The following is a 15,222-nucleotide window of genomic DNA, read 5'->3' on the forward strand; positions in this document are numbered from 1 at the left end:
AATTCCCCCACTTTCTATTATCCCGTTACCTACTTAAATAAAATGAAATTTCTAAATACAGCGCGATTATGTATATTTTTTATTTAGTTACCTAAGATAAGCATGTTATATTATAGTTTATCACTGCTTTTTAATAATTTAATCTTAGGCTCTTTCAGTTACTTTTTTAACGGAACGAACTGTATGTTAACATAAATTATATCTTATTCTCTAATTTTGACAACCTTTTTATATTTCATTTAAAAACAGGTATTTTACTAATTAAATAAAACTTATAAATTTTTTAATTTTTTTTTATTTTAAGCAACTTTTTTAATATCATACACGTCTAATTATTAGAACAGGAAAGGAGGAAGAGCATTTAATGAATAGGGGAAACATAAGTGATCTGGTAGAAGAAGAAATATTAAATTCTTACGAATCATTATATCATTTAGCATTTACTTATGTTCATAACGAAAATGATGCTATGGATATCGTACAAGACAGTGTTTATAAGGCGATTAAAAATGCGAGCAAAGTAAAGAATGAAGCCTATATAAAAACTTGGATTTGGCGAATTGTCATTAATTCTTCCTTGGATTATATACGGAAGCAAAAAAAGGTAGTTCCTTTTGAAGAATGCTATGACGCGATAACCGAGGATTATCATAAGGATTTCGATACCATTGATGCTTTAAATGTACTTGATCCAAAAGAAAAATCTGTTATTATACTTCGTTTTTTTGAAGATAAAAAATTAAACGAAATCGCAGATATTTTAGATGTGAATTTAAACACAATCAAGTCAATGTTGTATCGCAGTCTACGAAAATTAAAAGTTGAATTAATGGAAGGAGAAGGATTTTCATGAAAAATAATAAACTAGATGATATTCATACAGATTACAAAAATATTGCGATCCCTGAGGACCTAAGACGAAGAGTTGAAGAAACAATTAAACAAGCAAAGGAGGAAACAGCCATGAATAAGTCAAAAAACAAAGTGTTTAAAATTATGAAAGGAACGGCTGGAACTGCAGTAGCTGCAATGCTAGCCATTACGGTATTAGCAAATGCAGATTATACGATTGCTAATGCGATGAATCAAATACCAGTAATCGGTAATATTGCCAAAGTAGTTACATTTAGAACTTATGAGAAAAATGAAGGTGACATGGAAGCAAAAGTTGATGTTCCAAAAGTTACAATCGATGGAGATACTAACCTAAATGAAGCAACCAACAATTTAAACAAAAGTGTTGAAGAATATACAAATGAAATCATAGCTATGTTTGAGAAAGATGTTGCTACATATGGAGAATATGGCAAAGAAGATCTTAATACTAGCTATAAAGTGATAACTGATAACGACAAGTTATTTTCACTAAGAATTGATACAGACATTGCGGTTGGCAGTTCCGATTCATTTTCTAAAATTTATCACATTGATAAATCCACTGGAAAAGAAATTGAATTAAAGGATTTATTCCAAGAAAATTCGGATTATGTAACAGCAATCAGCGAAAATTTAAAAGCACAGATGCGTGAACAAATGAAAACCGATGAAAATGTGTCTTACTTTGTTGATACTGATATTGAAGCTGATAATTTTAAATCAATCAAAGAGGATCAAAATTTCTATATCAATGAAGATGGAAAACTTGTTATCGTATTTGATAAATACGAAGTTGCACCTGGTTATATGGGCAAGATCGAGATGGTTGTACCTACAGATGTAATTGAGAATATTGTTAACGACGGATTTGTAAAATAATTCGATCAAGGCAATATAATAAAAAATGAAAATAGAAGAAGAAAAATAAGAAGAACAAAATAAATTAATTTATAGTATACCAAATAAAACCTACTATCTATGTTTGCGAAGAATGAAATACTGGTAAGCAAATGAACTATCCCATCATTTGCTTACCAGTATTTTTAAGTTATCTACATTTCTCTCTTAACTTCCTTTCTCTTTAAAACTTTCATTCTTTTTATATCTTCCTTCCTATCTGTCCTGCCGGATAGTAATAAGAAAAGATAAAAGCCCTATGTGAAAATTTTATAAAAATTTATATCGAGGTTTTTCTTCTCCGAACAACCAATAACGTAAATAATCATCCACAACAATGGCGATTACTGCTAATAAGCACCATATTAGCGAATATCTTAAACTTATCTGACCAAGAAAATTAAATTTAAAATCTGAATAATCCCATATATCCCACTTAAAAATGATGTTTATTATAATTCCTGAAATAAGTTCCATCAATGTAATAAGCAACCCACCAATGATTGATTGTTTCCATAACGGTGTTTCCCACTTTAATATTTCATTAATTAAGCCACATGCAATAAAAGCAATTCCCCCTACAAAAGCCATGCTCCAATGACTAAATCCCCGGGAGATTACTTCCATTAGAAAATAAGTTATGCCACCTATGGCAAATAATATAAAATATTTAAGCACTATCTTATTTGAATTCTCCCCTAAAAAAGTTCGTATGTACTTTAACATCTTTAAATAAAATTTCATTGATATTGTATCCTCACTAATCATTTTATTTTGAAGTAAGTGCTTCCATGCCATAGCCTATCGGGTATAAATATTGATCTGTTCCTATATCATTAATTGATTGGTACCAAGGCATGGGAAGCTTTCCAACAAACGGAACTTTCCCCACTAAAACATTGGTAACTCCATCTCCCTCAGTGCCAGGAAGATAACACATTACCACAGCGTCCCAATGCTCTAGGTATTCACTAATAATAACATTTCTTCCTGCTACAATTAGTGTTATTGTTGGTTTTTTTAATGACTTTGCTAGCTCTATTGCTTTCTCATTTCTAACTAGCCCACAAGAACCAGTGATACTAAGATCACTGGTATCGCCTTCCCATTCTGCATATGGTATCTCACCAACACAAAGTATAGTAACATCTGCATCTGCCGCTTTTGTTGCATCCGTAATGATTTCTAAATTATACTCTTTTGCAATATCTTGTAATCCGTCTAAAATAGTCGTACTTCCTTTTACATATCGTTTATTATTAGAATCTTGTTTTCCTTGCCAAGTAACTGTCCAACCTCCGCTTAAAACGCCACTATCATTTGCTGCAGGTCCGGTAACAAATATTTTTTGTCCCTGCTTTAAAGGAAGTAGATTATTATCATTTTTTAATAGTACAAGGCTCTTCTCCACTAACTGTCTTGCAATATCACGGCTTTTATCCTCACCAAGTTCTTTAATGTTCATCGTTAGCTTCTCTTGCATTGGGTCCTCAAAAATTCCAAGATTAAGTTTTACTGTAAGAATTCTTTTCACTGCATCATCAATTCTCTCCGTGGTGATGCTCCCCTCGTTTACTGCTCCAATGATATAATGATAACAGTCTAAGTAATATTGCGGTTCCATTAACATATCAATTCCTGCATTTACTGCAGTGATTACTTTTTCTTTTAAAGAATTCCCTTCGATATTATGTATGGATTCCCAGTCACTGACTACAAATCCTTCGAATCCCATTCTACCCTTTAGTTCGTCCGTAATTAACTGTTTATGTTGATGTAATTTCACGCCATTAATACTTCCGTGGTTTACCATGACGGTTGGTACTCCAGCATCAATCACTTTTTGATACACGTTTAATAACTCTTTTATTTCATCATCGGATAATGTAGCATCTCCTCTATCAATTAGATAATTACCTTCACCAGTATTATATTCTGCATTTCCATCGGCTATAAAATGCTTTGCACATGGTATGACACCATTTTCTAATTGTCCTTTTACAAAAGCGGAACCTAATTTGGCAACCAGTTCATAATCTGAGGAATAGCTTTCATAGGTTCTTCCCCAACGCGGATCCTTCGCTGCTGCAAGGCAAGGAGCAAAATTCCATAACATACCTGTTAATTTCATTTCTTCTGCTACGATTTTACCCATTTGATAGGTTAATTCTTCATCGTTTGCTGCACCTATTCCAATATTATGTGGAAATATAACTGCCCCTGCTGCCGCTTGATTTCCATGAACAGCATCCGTTCCATATAGATATGGAATCTCATGAATTCCTCCCAAAGCCGCTTTTTGAAAACCTAACACAATGTTTTTCCATCCATTTACGGAGTTATCCATTCCTTCATAGTTACTTAAAATAGATCCAAAGTCATACGCTTTCATTTCACTCTCTGTTACATGGTACATTGCTCCTTGCAGCATCTGAGCTACTTTTTGCTCTAACGTCATATTAGCTAAAATATCATCAACGTTGTATTTTTTACTCTCCTTCGTACTTTGTTGTGTATTTTGTTGTGTTATTTCTTGTGTATTATCTTGCTCATTATCTTGTGTGTTTTTTTCTATATTTGCTTGTGCATTTTCTTGTTTATTTTCATTGCCTACACTTTTTGGAGGATTAGTTTGCTTTTTACATCCTATGAATATAGCCATCATAAAACAGGCTATCATTACTACGATTAGAATCTTTTTAGGATTTATATACATTTGTTTCACTGCTAAAACACCCCTACTCTGATATTAATTGTCTTAACCAACTATTCCTTGTACATGATCAAATATTTGAATTCTAGTATATATTTTAAGTGCTTATTTCAAGTGCATGATTTCTAGTGCTTATTTTAACTACACGATTTCTATTACCTGATCTCTAGCATTTGATTCCTAGCACCTGATTCCTGAGTTTAGAATTTTAATATCATTTGTAAAGATGTTATCATCCCCTTTATATAGCTTTCATTTGGCATATCAAATTATTACTTTATATTAATGATTTATATTAACATATTTTTACTTTCTGGTCTATTGCTTATTATAGCTATTTACTTATATGAACAAGTTTCTATTACAGCAAACGAATTCGTTTCTTATAAAAAGCTAGCATCTATAAAAAACAAAAGTAGAATCACCAAGCAACTACTAAGCTGTTGTATATTAAAAATAAGTTATATCGTAAATGAATAGTGAATACATAAATAGTAGGCAGTATTAATAGATGAATACCCATTTATTAACACAGCCTACTATTAAAAATTATACGTTCTTTACATAGCATTACTTCAACAACTTAGCATCATTTTCATCAATTACCAAAGGAATTGTAGTTTCTTGCCTCCCACCACGCCAATACACCTTCACAGTAATACTCTTTTGCTCTTCTAAGAGTTTTTCAGACAACCTTTTTTCATGTTGATTCATCTGCTTTAGATTGTTCTCTAGAGATACCTCTTGTTGGTTGCTAATTACCTTCACCTCAGCAACAGATATATCAAAAGGTTGAATTTTATCGTTAGTATTCTCTGTTTGTCTAGTGATGTGGATAATTAAAAAACATATAGCCATTAATACAGATACCCCCAACACCAGTCTGCATATTAATCCAAATCGATTATTTTTCATTATTGTTCCTCCTTTGAACTATTTAATAGTGGTACCTATATGTATATATTTTATTTAAAGCGAACCTTGTGCTGTTTTCCAATCCACAAATAAATTATAGCGTTTTGTTCTAAAGCGTAATACGCAATAGTTTGGATCTTCCGGTCCATTAAAATGGTTTTTCAAACCTTCGTACCACATTTCCTTTTTCACATCTAAGTCAGTTTCTATTTCTATGGTTCCAACTAATGTAATGTTGTAGTCATCAGAATTAAAGCAAACACTTGCCTGATTACATCTGTTAATCCGATTACTTTTTGTTCCCCCTAAGCCTGTACAAAAGGTAATCCAATCAAGCCCCTCCGCCTTTGATGCAGTTATTGTGGAAGCAGTTGGATAACCATCCAAATCATGCAAGGCTAATACACAGTATGAATCCTCTCCAGTATTTTTTTGAATAATTTCAACAGCTCTTGTTATTACTTCTTGATTCATTTAACTATCACCTCATGTCATGTAGTTTTATTGACTTGACATAAACCCTTTCATATTTTTATTGCTTTCCTGTACCTTCTTTTCCTATACTTCCTTTCTTATAATTACTTTTTAAAATGCCTTCCTTCTTAACAAGGTATTATAAAGGAAAAGTTACTCTATCCCCTAAAATCTTAACAATACACCCATATATTATCATTTCAAATACGACAACAGTATGTCTTGTTTCTTATGTAAAAATATTACTTTATCCAAATTATAACATAAATCAAATAAATAACTAGAAAAATGGCTGTCGTAAAATAAATTTGGTTCATCCTGTGATTATTCACATATAAACCGCTATTTTACGGCAGCCCTATCTATATATTACTAATTATTTGTACCAATAATAAACTAATCCTTTATAATCCCTTATAAATAAAAGATCATACTATTGTCTACTTATTTTTTAATTGTTCCACTTCAATCATTAATTCCAGAATTCTAGTTTCGTATTCATCTAACATCTTATTCTTTTTCTCTAATTCTGCCTCTAAATGACTCTTTTCATTTGCTTGATCATTCGCTGGTTTTTTCGATTGATTTTCTAACTCTTCAATTCTTTTTTCTAAATGGTTTATCTCATCCATTTTAATGTTAAGTGAGTCTTGTGTTGACTTTATTCTTTCTTCTTTCTCTTTTAACGTTTTATTCAAACGATTATAATTTGTTTCTAATTCATCATACTTTTGTATTGAATCTTTTGTTTGGAATGAAAGCGCAACAAGCTTATCTTGTAATTGTGCAATTGTTTTTCCCTGTTCGTCAACCTTTTGAAACTGTTTTGCAATTGTGTTTTGTAAGGATCCAATCAGTTCAATTTTTTCACTCATTTCAGCTTCTATTTGAGAATATTTTGTTTCTGTGTTTTGTTTATCCTCTTCCACCTTTAATAACTGCTGATTTAATGAATCGAGTTGTTGTAAAAGCTCATCTTTATTATTTGTAAGTTCTTCTAGTCTAAGTTCTTGTTCTTTTAATTCACTACTGTAACTAGCTTGTTCTTTATTCAACTTACTTAATTTTTGTTCTAAATGATGGATTTGTGATTTTCTGCTAGCTAATAGATTATCTTTCTCGTCATTTTCTTCTTTTTGACTCTCTAGTAAGGTATTCATATCTTCTAGCTTTTGATCAACCTCAGCCTTCTTAATTCTCTCTTCATTAACAAGCTGTTCAAGATTTTTAATTGTTTCTTCAGATTTTGCTAAACTTAAAGTTACATTTTCTAAAGAACTTGATTTCATATGGAAATCTTCTTTTAATCTCTCTAAAATATCTTCTTTTTCTTCATTTTCATTTTGAAGTCTTATAATTGAAGCTGCCTTTTCTTCAATTTCTTTTTGAAGTTCTTGATTTTCTTCTGACTTCTCTTCGATTGCTTTTTGAAGTTCTTGATTAGCACCTGACTTCTCTTCAACTTCTTTTTGAAGCTCTTCATTTTCATCTGTCTTCTCATCGATTGCTTTTTGAAGATTGAAAATGGCACTTTCTTTCTCATCTAAAGCATTGTTTAAATCTATAATCGCATTTTCTTTTTCTTTTATCGCAGTTTGAAGATTCACAAGTTTATGCTCACGTTCATTTACGTTACTTTGAAGGGTTTCGATTATACTTTCCTTATCTCTTAAACGATTAGTAAGGTCATCTATCCCCTCTTCTTTCTCATCTAAATATTGTTGTAAGTTTTCATTTAATTCTTCTTTCTCTCTGATGTTTGAATGAAGTGATTCTATTGTGCTATCCTTCTCATTTAACTCAGTTTCAAGATTTTCAATAACTTCTTCATTTTCCTTTATTTCTGATTGAAGCTTTTCTATACAATTATCTTTGTCATCCACTTGTTTATGATATTCTTCAATTTTACTATCTCTCTCTTCGATACTGTATTGAAGATTTACGACTTCATCTTCTTTTTCTTCTAATTCATTGTGAAGTGTTGATATTTTATTTTCTTTTTCATTTACATTAACTTCAAGGTCTTTAATAGCTTTTTCCTTCTCTTGTAAGCTATTGGTTAATTCCTTAATACTCTCTTCTTTTTCATCAAGATACTGCTGCAAGATTTCATTAGTTTCTTCGTTCTCTTTTACCTTCAAATCAAGACTTCCAATTAAGTTATCCTTTTCATTCAGCTTATCATTAAGATTATTAATTATATCATCTTTTTCATTTAGCTCATTATGAAGATTATTTATTACGTCATCTTTTTCATTTAGCTCATTATGAAGATTATTTATTACGTCATCTTTTTTATTTAGCTCATTATGAAGATTATTTATTATGCCATCTTTTTCATTTAACTCAATTTGAATATTCTCAATTACTTCTTCATTTTCTTTGATATCCGATTGAAGGACTTCAATTATTTCTTCATTCTCTTCTAATTTTTTGCGAAGTTCTTTAAAGTTATTGTCTTTTTCCTCGATTACATTTTGAAGATCTATAATCTCATTTTCTTGTTTATTACCTTTAACTTCAAGTTCCTGAATTACATTATCCTTTTCTTGCAAGTTGATTGTTAATTTATTAATATCTTCTTCTTTTTCATCGAGATACTGTTGTAAAATCTCATTGGTTTCTTCTTTTTCTTTTACTTCAGAATGAAGAGTTTCTATTAAGCTATCTTTTTCATTTAACTCATTATTAAGGCCTTCTATTGTTTGATCTTTTTCCTCAATACTATTTTCAAGGTTTTTAACAAGACTTTCCTTCTCTTGTAAGTTACTTGTTAATTTCTGAAGGTTCTCTTCTTTCTCATCGAGATACTGTTGTAAAATTTCATTGGTTTCTTCTTTTTCTTTAATTTCAGTATCAAGTGTTTCGATTAAACTTTCTTTTTCTTTTATTTTAAAATCTAATGTTTCAATTAAGTTATCTTTTTCATTTAGTTCGTTATGAAGATTTTTAATTCTGTCATCTTTATCGTTTAACTCTACTTGAAGATTTTCGATTACCTCTTCTTTTTCATTTGACTCTACTTGAAGATTTTCAATTACCTCATCTTTATCGTTTAACTCTACTTGAAGATTTTCGATTACCTCTTCTTTTTCTTTGATATCCGATTGAAGAGTTTCAATCATTTGTTCATTCTCTTCTACCTTCTTTTGAAAATCATCTAGGCTATTGTCTTTTTCTTCAATACTATTAGTAAGCTCTGTTATTTTACTATCTTTTTCTTCTATTTCCTTGTATAGATCTAAAATTTCATTGCCCTGTTCGTTTACGCTACTTTCAAGATCTTTTATTGCTCGTTCCTTGTCTTGCAAGTCGTTTGTTAATTTCTCGATACTCTCTTCTTTTTCATCAAGATACTGTTGTAAAATTTCATTGGTTTCTTCTTTTTCTTTTACGTCTGATTGAAGAGTATCTATTAAACTATCTTTTTCATTCAACTTATTGTTAAGCTCTTCTATTGCTTGCTCTTTTTCTTCAACACTGCTTTCAAGGTTCTTAACAACGCTTTCTTTTTCTTGCAAGTCGCTAGTTAATCTCTCAAGATTCTCTTCTTTTTCATCAAGATATTGTTGCAAGATTTCATTAGTTTCTTCTTTTTCCTTTACTTCTGAATGAAGTGTTTCAATTGATTTATCTTTTTCGCTCATCTCTGAATGAAGTGTTTCAATTGATTTATCTTTTTCATTCAATTCCGTTTGAAGAGTTTCTATAATTTCTTCATTTTCTTGCTTCTCTGTTTGAAGAGTTTCTATTGTAGCCTCTTTTTCATCTACTTTCTTGCTTAAACTCTCAATATTATGTTCTTTTTCTTCAATAGTATTTTGAAGAGTTTCCATCTTATTTTCTAGTTCTTTAATACTCTCTTCTTTTTCATCCAGATATTGCTGCAAGATTTCATTGGTTTCTTCTTTTTCTTTAACTTCCGAATGAAGAGTCGCAATTGATTTATCTTTTTCATTCAACTCAGTCTGAAGATTTTCAATAACTTCTTCATTTTCTTGCATCTCTGTTTGAAGAGTTTCTATTGTAGCCTCTTTTTCATCTACTTTCTTGCTTAAACTCTCAATACTATGTTCTTTTTCTTCAACGGAGTTTTGAAGAGCTCCCATTTTGTTTTCAAGCTCTTTAATACTCTCTTCTTTTTCATCAAGATATTGTTGTAAAATTTCATTGGTTTCTTCTTTTTCCTTCGCTTCTGACTGAAGTGCTCCAATTGATTTATCTTTTTCATTCAACTCAGTCTGAAGATTTTCAATAAACTCATCATTTTCTTGCTTCTCTGTTTGAAGAGTTTCGATTGTAGCCTCTTTTTCATCTACTTTCTTGCTTAGACTCTCAATATTATGTTCTTTTTCTTTTACTTCCAATTGAAGAATTTCCAATGAGTCTTCTTTCTCTTTCACTTCCAATTGAAGAGCTTCCAGTGAATCTTCTTTCTCTTTCACTTCCAACTGAAGAATTTCCAATGAATCCTCTTTATCCTTCAATTCTTTTTGAAGATTTCCAACGACTTCTTCATTGTCTTTTATGCTTAATTGAAGAGTTTCGATTTCCACTTCTTTTTGACTAAAATCAGAAGCTAATTTATTATAACTTTCTTCTTTTTTCTTAAGTTCTTCCTTTAAATTGGCAAGAGAATTATCTCTTTCCGATATTTTTTTATTCACTTGATTGATCTGCTGCTCTTTATCTTTAAGAAGTTCTTGTAATTTCTTAAATTCATTTTTGCTGTTATTTAATTCACCGTTTACATTTTCTAAATTAGAAACGGCTTGATCAAGTTCATTCTGCTTTTCGTTTAAGGATTCCTTCAATTTTTTAAGCTCGTCTTCTAATAATTCGATGGAATCGATTTTATTATGTAATTCCGTTAACTTATCTTGATTATCTTTCTCTAACGTATCTATTTGTTCTTTTAGTAAATTGATTTCTTCCTCTTTATTTGAAAATATAACTTCAGTTTCTTCAAGAAGTTCTGTGATATGCTTAATATTTTGTTCTTTTTCTTCTAAAGTTAATTTATAAGAAGCAATTTCATTCTCATTATCTTTAACTTTTTTCTCTAAATCCTTAACAACTTGCTTATTCTTATTAATAGAATCTGTAAGTTTCTCTTTTTCTGAAATGGTGTTTTCTAACTTAGATTCAAACTCTTTTACTTCGTTCTTAAGATTCGTGATTTCATCTTCTCTTTCGCGAACGTATTCTTCCACTTCTTCTGTAATTTCATTGTATTTTTCTATTTCAGTTTTAAAGAAGGTAACTTGTTGAGATAGTGCGGTAATTTCTTGCTGTTTCTTTTCAAGTAGATTCTTACCTTCCTCATTACTTTTTGTCATTTCTTCTATTTTAACTAGTGAGTCATTGTACTCTTGCTCAATATCTAATAAGCGCTGCATTTCTTGCTTTGAAACTATCATTTATTCACCAAAACCCTTCTGTTTTTTCTGTTGTATAAACTTCATCGTAATTCAATATTGATTTAGAAGTTATTACTTCTACTGGTATTATATTATACTTGTTTTATGCATCAAAATCCATAATCTTATTGAGATTTCTTTCATTTCCAGTAATATATAGCAATTACATATTTTAGGCAATGACAAAAGGTAAATTGAAGTTTTTATCGCTTATAGAATTTCCTTTTTATCCCTTATATTAATGATTGACATAAATTGTGGACTATGATATAAATGATAAAACAAATATTGTAAATACGTTGAATCAGAGAAGTACAAATAAATTCCTTAGAACAGCGAATCAAGAGATGGTGCGAGCTTGATACTAATATTTATTTGGAAAAGAGCTGAGGAGTAACCTCATAAAAATTGCTACTTGCAAACATTGAGGTCGTATGTCTGCGATAAAGACAATTGAGTGGGGGATTTCATATAAATTTTTTTGAAATAATAATCCCCAATTAGAGTGGTACCACGATGCTTCGTCTCTTTTTTAGAGATGGAGCTTTTTTTGTTTCATTCATTATATTTTAGGTTCATCGAAAGGAGAATATTATGCTTTATTTTCAAGAAGAAATTAAAAAAGTAATACAGCAACAGTATACCGATTTAGAAGTAATTTTTTCGGCTTCACCTAATGTAGAAACTGGTCACCTATCGATTCCTTGCTTTAGTTTTTCAAAAATATTAAGACGTTCCCCAAAAGATATTGCAGACGATTTATCAGAATTAATACAATCTCTTGATTTTATAGACAAAGTAGAATCAACCGGCGGTTATATAAATTGTTTTATAAAAAAAGAAATCCTTTTTAGAACAATTATTACAGAAGTACTTAAGTTAAAAGAATCCTATGGTTCAAATCAAAGTGGTCATAACAAAACAGCGTTGATTGAACATACTAGCATTAATCCAAATGCCTCTCCTCATGTTGGTAGAGCACGTAATGCGATGATTGGCGATTCTATTGTTCGGTTACTAAAATTTGAAGGATACAAGGTGGAAGTTCACTACTTTGTGAATGATATTGGAAAACAAATAGCAATGCTTTTACTTGGTGCAATGAAAAAAGAAAGTGTATCATTTAAAGATTTACTAGATTTATATATCGATATTAACAATGAACTAAAAGAGAATCCAGAACTAGAAAATGAAATATTTTCCCTTTTATATAAATTAGAAAATGGTGATGAAGAAGTTCGAACTCAATTCAGAAATCTTGTAAATATATGCATCAATGGACAAACAAGTATTCTAAAGGAGTTAGGAATCGAATATGATGCCTTTGATTATGAATCTGATTATTTATTCAACGAACGATTAAATGATATTTTAGAAGAGCTAAAAAATACAGGTGATTTAGAAGAGGATTCAGAAGGTCGTTATGTATTAAATCAATCGAAATACAATTTACCTATGAAAGCACCTTATTTAGTACTAACTAGGAAAGATAAAACATCCCTTTACCCACTAAGAGATATCGCGTATACCATTGATAAAGTAAAGAAAAATCATGATAGAAATATCATCGTCTTAGGTGAAGACCAAAAGCTTTATTTTAAGCAAATAGCTGCTGTATTAGACCTATTAGGTCTAACTCCTCCTGAAGTTATACATTATTCCATTGTTTTATTAGCAGAAGGTAAAATGGCAACGAGAAATGGCACCGTTATCCTTTTGGAAGATTTCATGAAAGAAGCTTATGAAAAGGCGAAAACAGAAATTCAAAAAAGGAGAGACTCTGTGGATGAAACCTCAGCAAAAGCAATCGCTTATGGTGCTGTGAAGTATTCTATTATAAAAACATCCAATGATAAAAATGTTACTTTTGATTGGGATAGTGCTTTAAGTTTTGAGGGAGATTCCGGTCCTTATTTACAATATAGTCTTGCACGTATTTTTTCAATTCTTAGAAACTTTACAGATACAGAAATAAAAAATCCGGACTATTCTTTATTAGATCAAAAGGAAGAACTAGAATTAATATTAGAGATTGCTAGAATGAATGAAGTCATTGAGCTGGCTTCTAAAAACTTGAGCCCTCATATCATAGCAAATTATTTATACGGATTAACACAAAAATTTTCACGATTTTATCATCAACATTCTATAATTAATGCTTCTAGTGAAGAGCTTAAAATCGCACGATTGCATTTAATCCTAGCTGTGAAACAAGTAATTTTAAATTGTTTATCCATCCTTGGTATCGATTCTGTGGAAACCATGTAGATATTAAGTCAAATTAATAAAACACGCAACTCCTTATTTATTAGGAATTGCGTGTTTGCAATATGAAATATTATTCCCGTCAATAAATATTTCAAGATTAGAATATCATACCATTACTAAGAAATTTCAGGGGGTGTAATTTTTTAGCCACCAATTATGTTATTATCTAACCCAATTGATTAATTCATTATTCATATTATTAATATTACCGGATTCTGCTGCAACTTCTTGGCTTAACTGCGAAATATCTTCTGTATTTGCATTGATTTCCTCGGACACAGCTGAAATATTTGTAGTGTCATCCACCATGCTTTCGTTAGTAATTGCTATATTCTTCACCCTCGTAATGGAATCATTGATACTAACAATTAACTTATCTACATTTTTAGTCACATTTAATAACTTGCCTTGAGCATCAACAATACTCTCATGTTGTTCATTGATTTCTGACTGCATTGTCTCGATACTTTGATAAGTTTTATCTGTGCTTATATTGATCTTATTTACTATATCTTCAATATTTTCTACTGAGCTATTCGTTCCTAAGGATAATTTTCGTATTTCTTCTGCAACAACAGAAAATCCTTTCCCAGCCTCGCCTGCTCTGGCAGCCTCAATAGAGGCATTTAATGCTAAAAGATTCGTTTGATTTGCAATCCCTTTTATGGCATCAATCATTACTTCAACACCTTTAATACTATCCACCAAAGATTTCATATCATTACCAACGCTGATGGAAATGTTACTTACATTATCTGAAATATCCTTCGCCTTTTTCATCATCTCAATCCCAACATGAATGGCATCGGTTGATTCTTCAGATAAGGTTTGCATTGAATTATCGATATGTACTAATTCCTCTAGATCATTTTGTATATCAATACAATTTTGATTAATATTTTGTAAAGAGCCCGCCAAAGATTCTGTAGCGGTGGCCACCTCCTGAAGTGACTTGTTCATATTTTCAATACGAACATTGTTGTTGCTTATTTTATCAGCCACAATTACAACGCTATCTATAACCTTTTCTTTCGTACTACTTAGTTCTTCATTTGCTTTCGTAGATTCTAAGTACGCATTATTTATACTGGCAAGTCTCACCCCATTGGATGCCTTTATCCCTTGTGTTGTCATTACTGCTATAATAATACACATAATAAGTAAGATTAAAGAAAACATATATTCGCTGCTAAAGTTAAGTCCGTCTCTAACGATGCAATCAATAAATGTAATAATAAACTGTAGAATACCAGTAACTAATACCAATTTCATATCCTGAAACAATGCTAAAATCATTAACAGTATGATGGCATATGCATACACCTTATGCTCGTAAGATCCAAAAAAGCTGACCGTAAACATTACCATGAAATTAATAACAATCAGTATTTTTTTCAACCTATGATTTATTTCTAATCCTGCATTGCATTTACGTTTAAAATACGCACTATACATAAATGGAATGATAACACAGATAGCACTAATACCTAAATGCACCATTCTTAAGTTTCCACCTATTCCATCTCTTATCATATTTAAATCTTCTGGAATCATAGCTGCACCAAAAACGATAACAAACATCATCCACAATTTAATCACTAGTTTGTCTATCACTAAGCTTGCTTGCAATTCTGCATTCTGATTACTATTTATCTCCAC

At 30.7% G+C, this 15,222-nt stretch carries 9 protein-coding genes and 1 other annotated feature; of the genes, 3 read left to right on the forward strand and 6 right to left on the reverse strand.

Features of this window, described 5'->3' with window-relative positions; all coding sequences use genetic code 11:
* Nucleotides 1–364 precede the first annotated feature (364 nt).
* Both BN4220_RS05530 and BN4220_RS05535 read left to right on the forward strand, forming a co-directional pair.
* Nucleotides 365–853, forward strand: a complete 489-nt coding sequence (locus BN4220_RS05530; RefSeq protein WP_066714544.1) for a sigma-70 family RNA polymerase sigma factor — start codon at nt 365–367, stop codon at nt 851–853.
* Nucleotides 850–1,755 (forward strand): RsiV family protein, encoded by a 906-nt coding sequence (locus tag BN4220_RS05535; protein WP_066714546.1) that lies wholly within the window; start codon nt 850–852, stop codon nt 1,753–1,755. The genes BN4220_RS05530 and BN4220_RS05535 overlap by 4 nt, the downstream gene beginning before the upstream one ends.
* 288 nt (nt 1,756–2,043) lie before the next feature.
* Here BN4220_RS05535 and BN4220_RS05540 read toward each other — a convergent pair whose 3' ends face one another.
* From BN4220_RS05540 to BN4220_RS05560, 5 genes are all read right to left on the reverse strand, one after another.
* A complete protein-coding gene (locus tag BN4220_RS05540; protein ID WP_242867741.1) occupies nt 2,044–2,517 on the reverse strand; it encodes a putative ABC transporter permease in 474 nt (157 codons plus the stop codon).
* Between the two features lie 25 nt (nt 2,518–2,542).
* Entirely contained in the window at nt 2,543–4,489 is a 1,947-nt protein-coding gene (locus BN4220_RS05545) for a glycoside hydrolase family 3 protein (protein WP_242867760.1), read from the reverse strand.
* A 567-nt stretch (nt 4,490–5,056) separates the two neighbouring features.
* Complete coding sequence (locus BN4220_RS05550) at nt 5,057–5,401, reverse strand: hypothetical protein (RefSeq protein ID WP_066714550.1); 345 nt, start codon at nt 5,399–5,401, stop codon at nt 5,057–5,059.
* Between the two features lie 54 nt (nt 5,402–5,455).
* Nucleotides 5,456–5,875: a pyridoxamine 5'-phosphate oxidase family protein gene (locus BN4220_RS05555; RefSeq protein WP_066714552.1), complete on the reverse strand. Its 420-nt coding sequence runs from the start codon at nt 5,873–5,875 to the stop codon at nt 5,456–5,458.
* A 440-nt stretch (nt 5,876–6,315) separates the two neighbouring features.
* Entirely contained in the window at nt 6,316–11,295 is a 4,980-nt protein-coding gene (locus tag BN4220_RS05560) for a hypothetical protein (RefSeq protein WP_066714554.1), read from the reverse strand.
* 290 nt (nt 11,296–11,585) lie between these two features.
* Nucleotides 11,586–11,827 (forward strand) — a binding site (T-box leader).
* Nucleotides 11,828–11,889: 62 nt separating this feature from the next.
* Here BN4220_RS05560 and argS point away from each other — a divergent pair.
* Nucleotides 11,890–13,563: an arginine--tRNA ligase gene (gene argS, locus BN4220_RS05565; protein ID WP_066714556.1), complete on the forward strand. Its 1,674-nt coding sequence runs from the start codon at nt 11,890–11,892 to the stop codon at nt 13,561–13,563.
* Nucleotides 13,564–13,725: 162 nt separating this feature from the next.
* On the opposite strand, the gene BN4220_RS05570 is transcribed toward argS, so the two are convergent.
* Nucleotides 13,726–15,222 (reverse strand): methyl-accepting chemotaxis protein, encoded by a 1,497-nt coding sequence (locus tag BN4220_RS05570; RefSeq protein WP_066714558.1) that lies wholly within the window; start codon nt 15,220–15,222, stop codon nt 13,726–13,728.

Source organism: Clostridium sp. Marseille-P299 (genome assembly GCF_900078195.1).
Classification (GTDB): Bacteria; Bacillota; Clostridia; order Lachnospirales; family Lachnospiraceae; genus Lachnoclostridium.

Bases quoted from the DNA above. Each gene is read 5' to 3' on its own strand.
- BN4220_RS05545 (WP_242867760.1), bottom strand. From the start codon at position 4,489: ATGTATATAAATCCTAAAAAGATTCTAATCGTAGTAATGATAGCCTGT.
- BN4220_RS05535 (WP_066714546.1), top strand. From the start codon at position 850: ATGAAAAATAATAAACTAGATGATATTCATACAGATTACAAAAATATT.
- argS (WP_066714556.1), top strand. From the start codon at position 11,890: ATGCTTTATTTTCAAGAAGAAATTAAAAAAGTAATACAGCAACAGTAT.
- BN4220_RS05555 (WP_066714552.1), bottom strand. From the start codon at position 5,875: ATGAATCAAGAAGTAATAACAAGAGCTGTTGAAATTATTCAAAAAAAT.
- BN4220_RS05560 (WP_066714554.1), bottom strand. From the start codon at position 11,295: ATGATAGTTTCAAAGCAAGAAATGCAGCGCTTATTAGATATTGAGCAA.
- BN4220_RS05550 (WP_066714550.1), bottom strand. From the start codon at position 5,401: ATGAAAAATAATCGATTTGGATTAATATGCAGACTGGTGTTGGGGGTA.
- BN4220_RS05540 (WP_242867741.1), bottom strand. From the start codon at position 2,517: ATGAAATTTTATTTAAAGATGTTAAAGTACATACGAACTTTTTTAGGG.
- BN4220_RS05530 (WP_066714544.1), top strand. From the start codon at position 365: ATGAATAGGGGAAACATAAGTGATCTGGTAGAAGAAGAAATATTAAAT.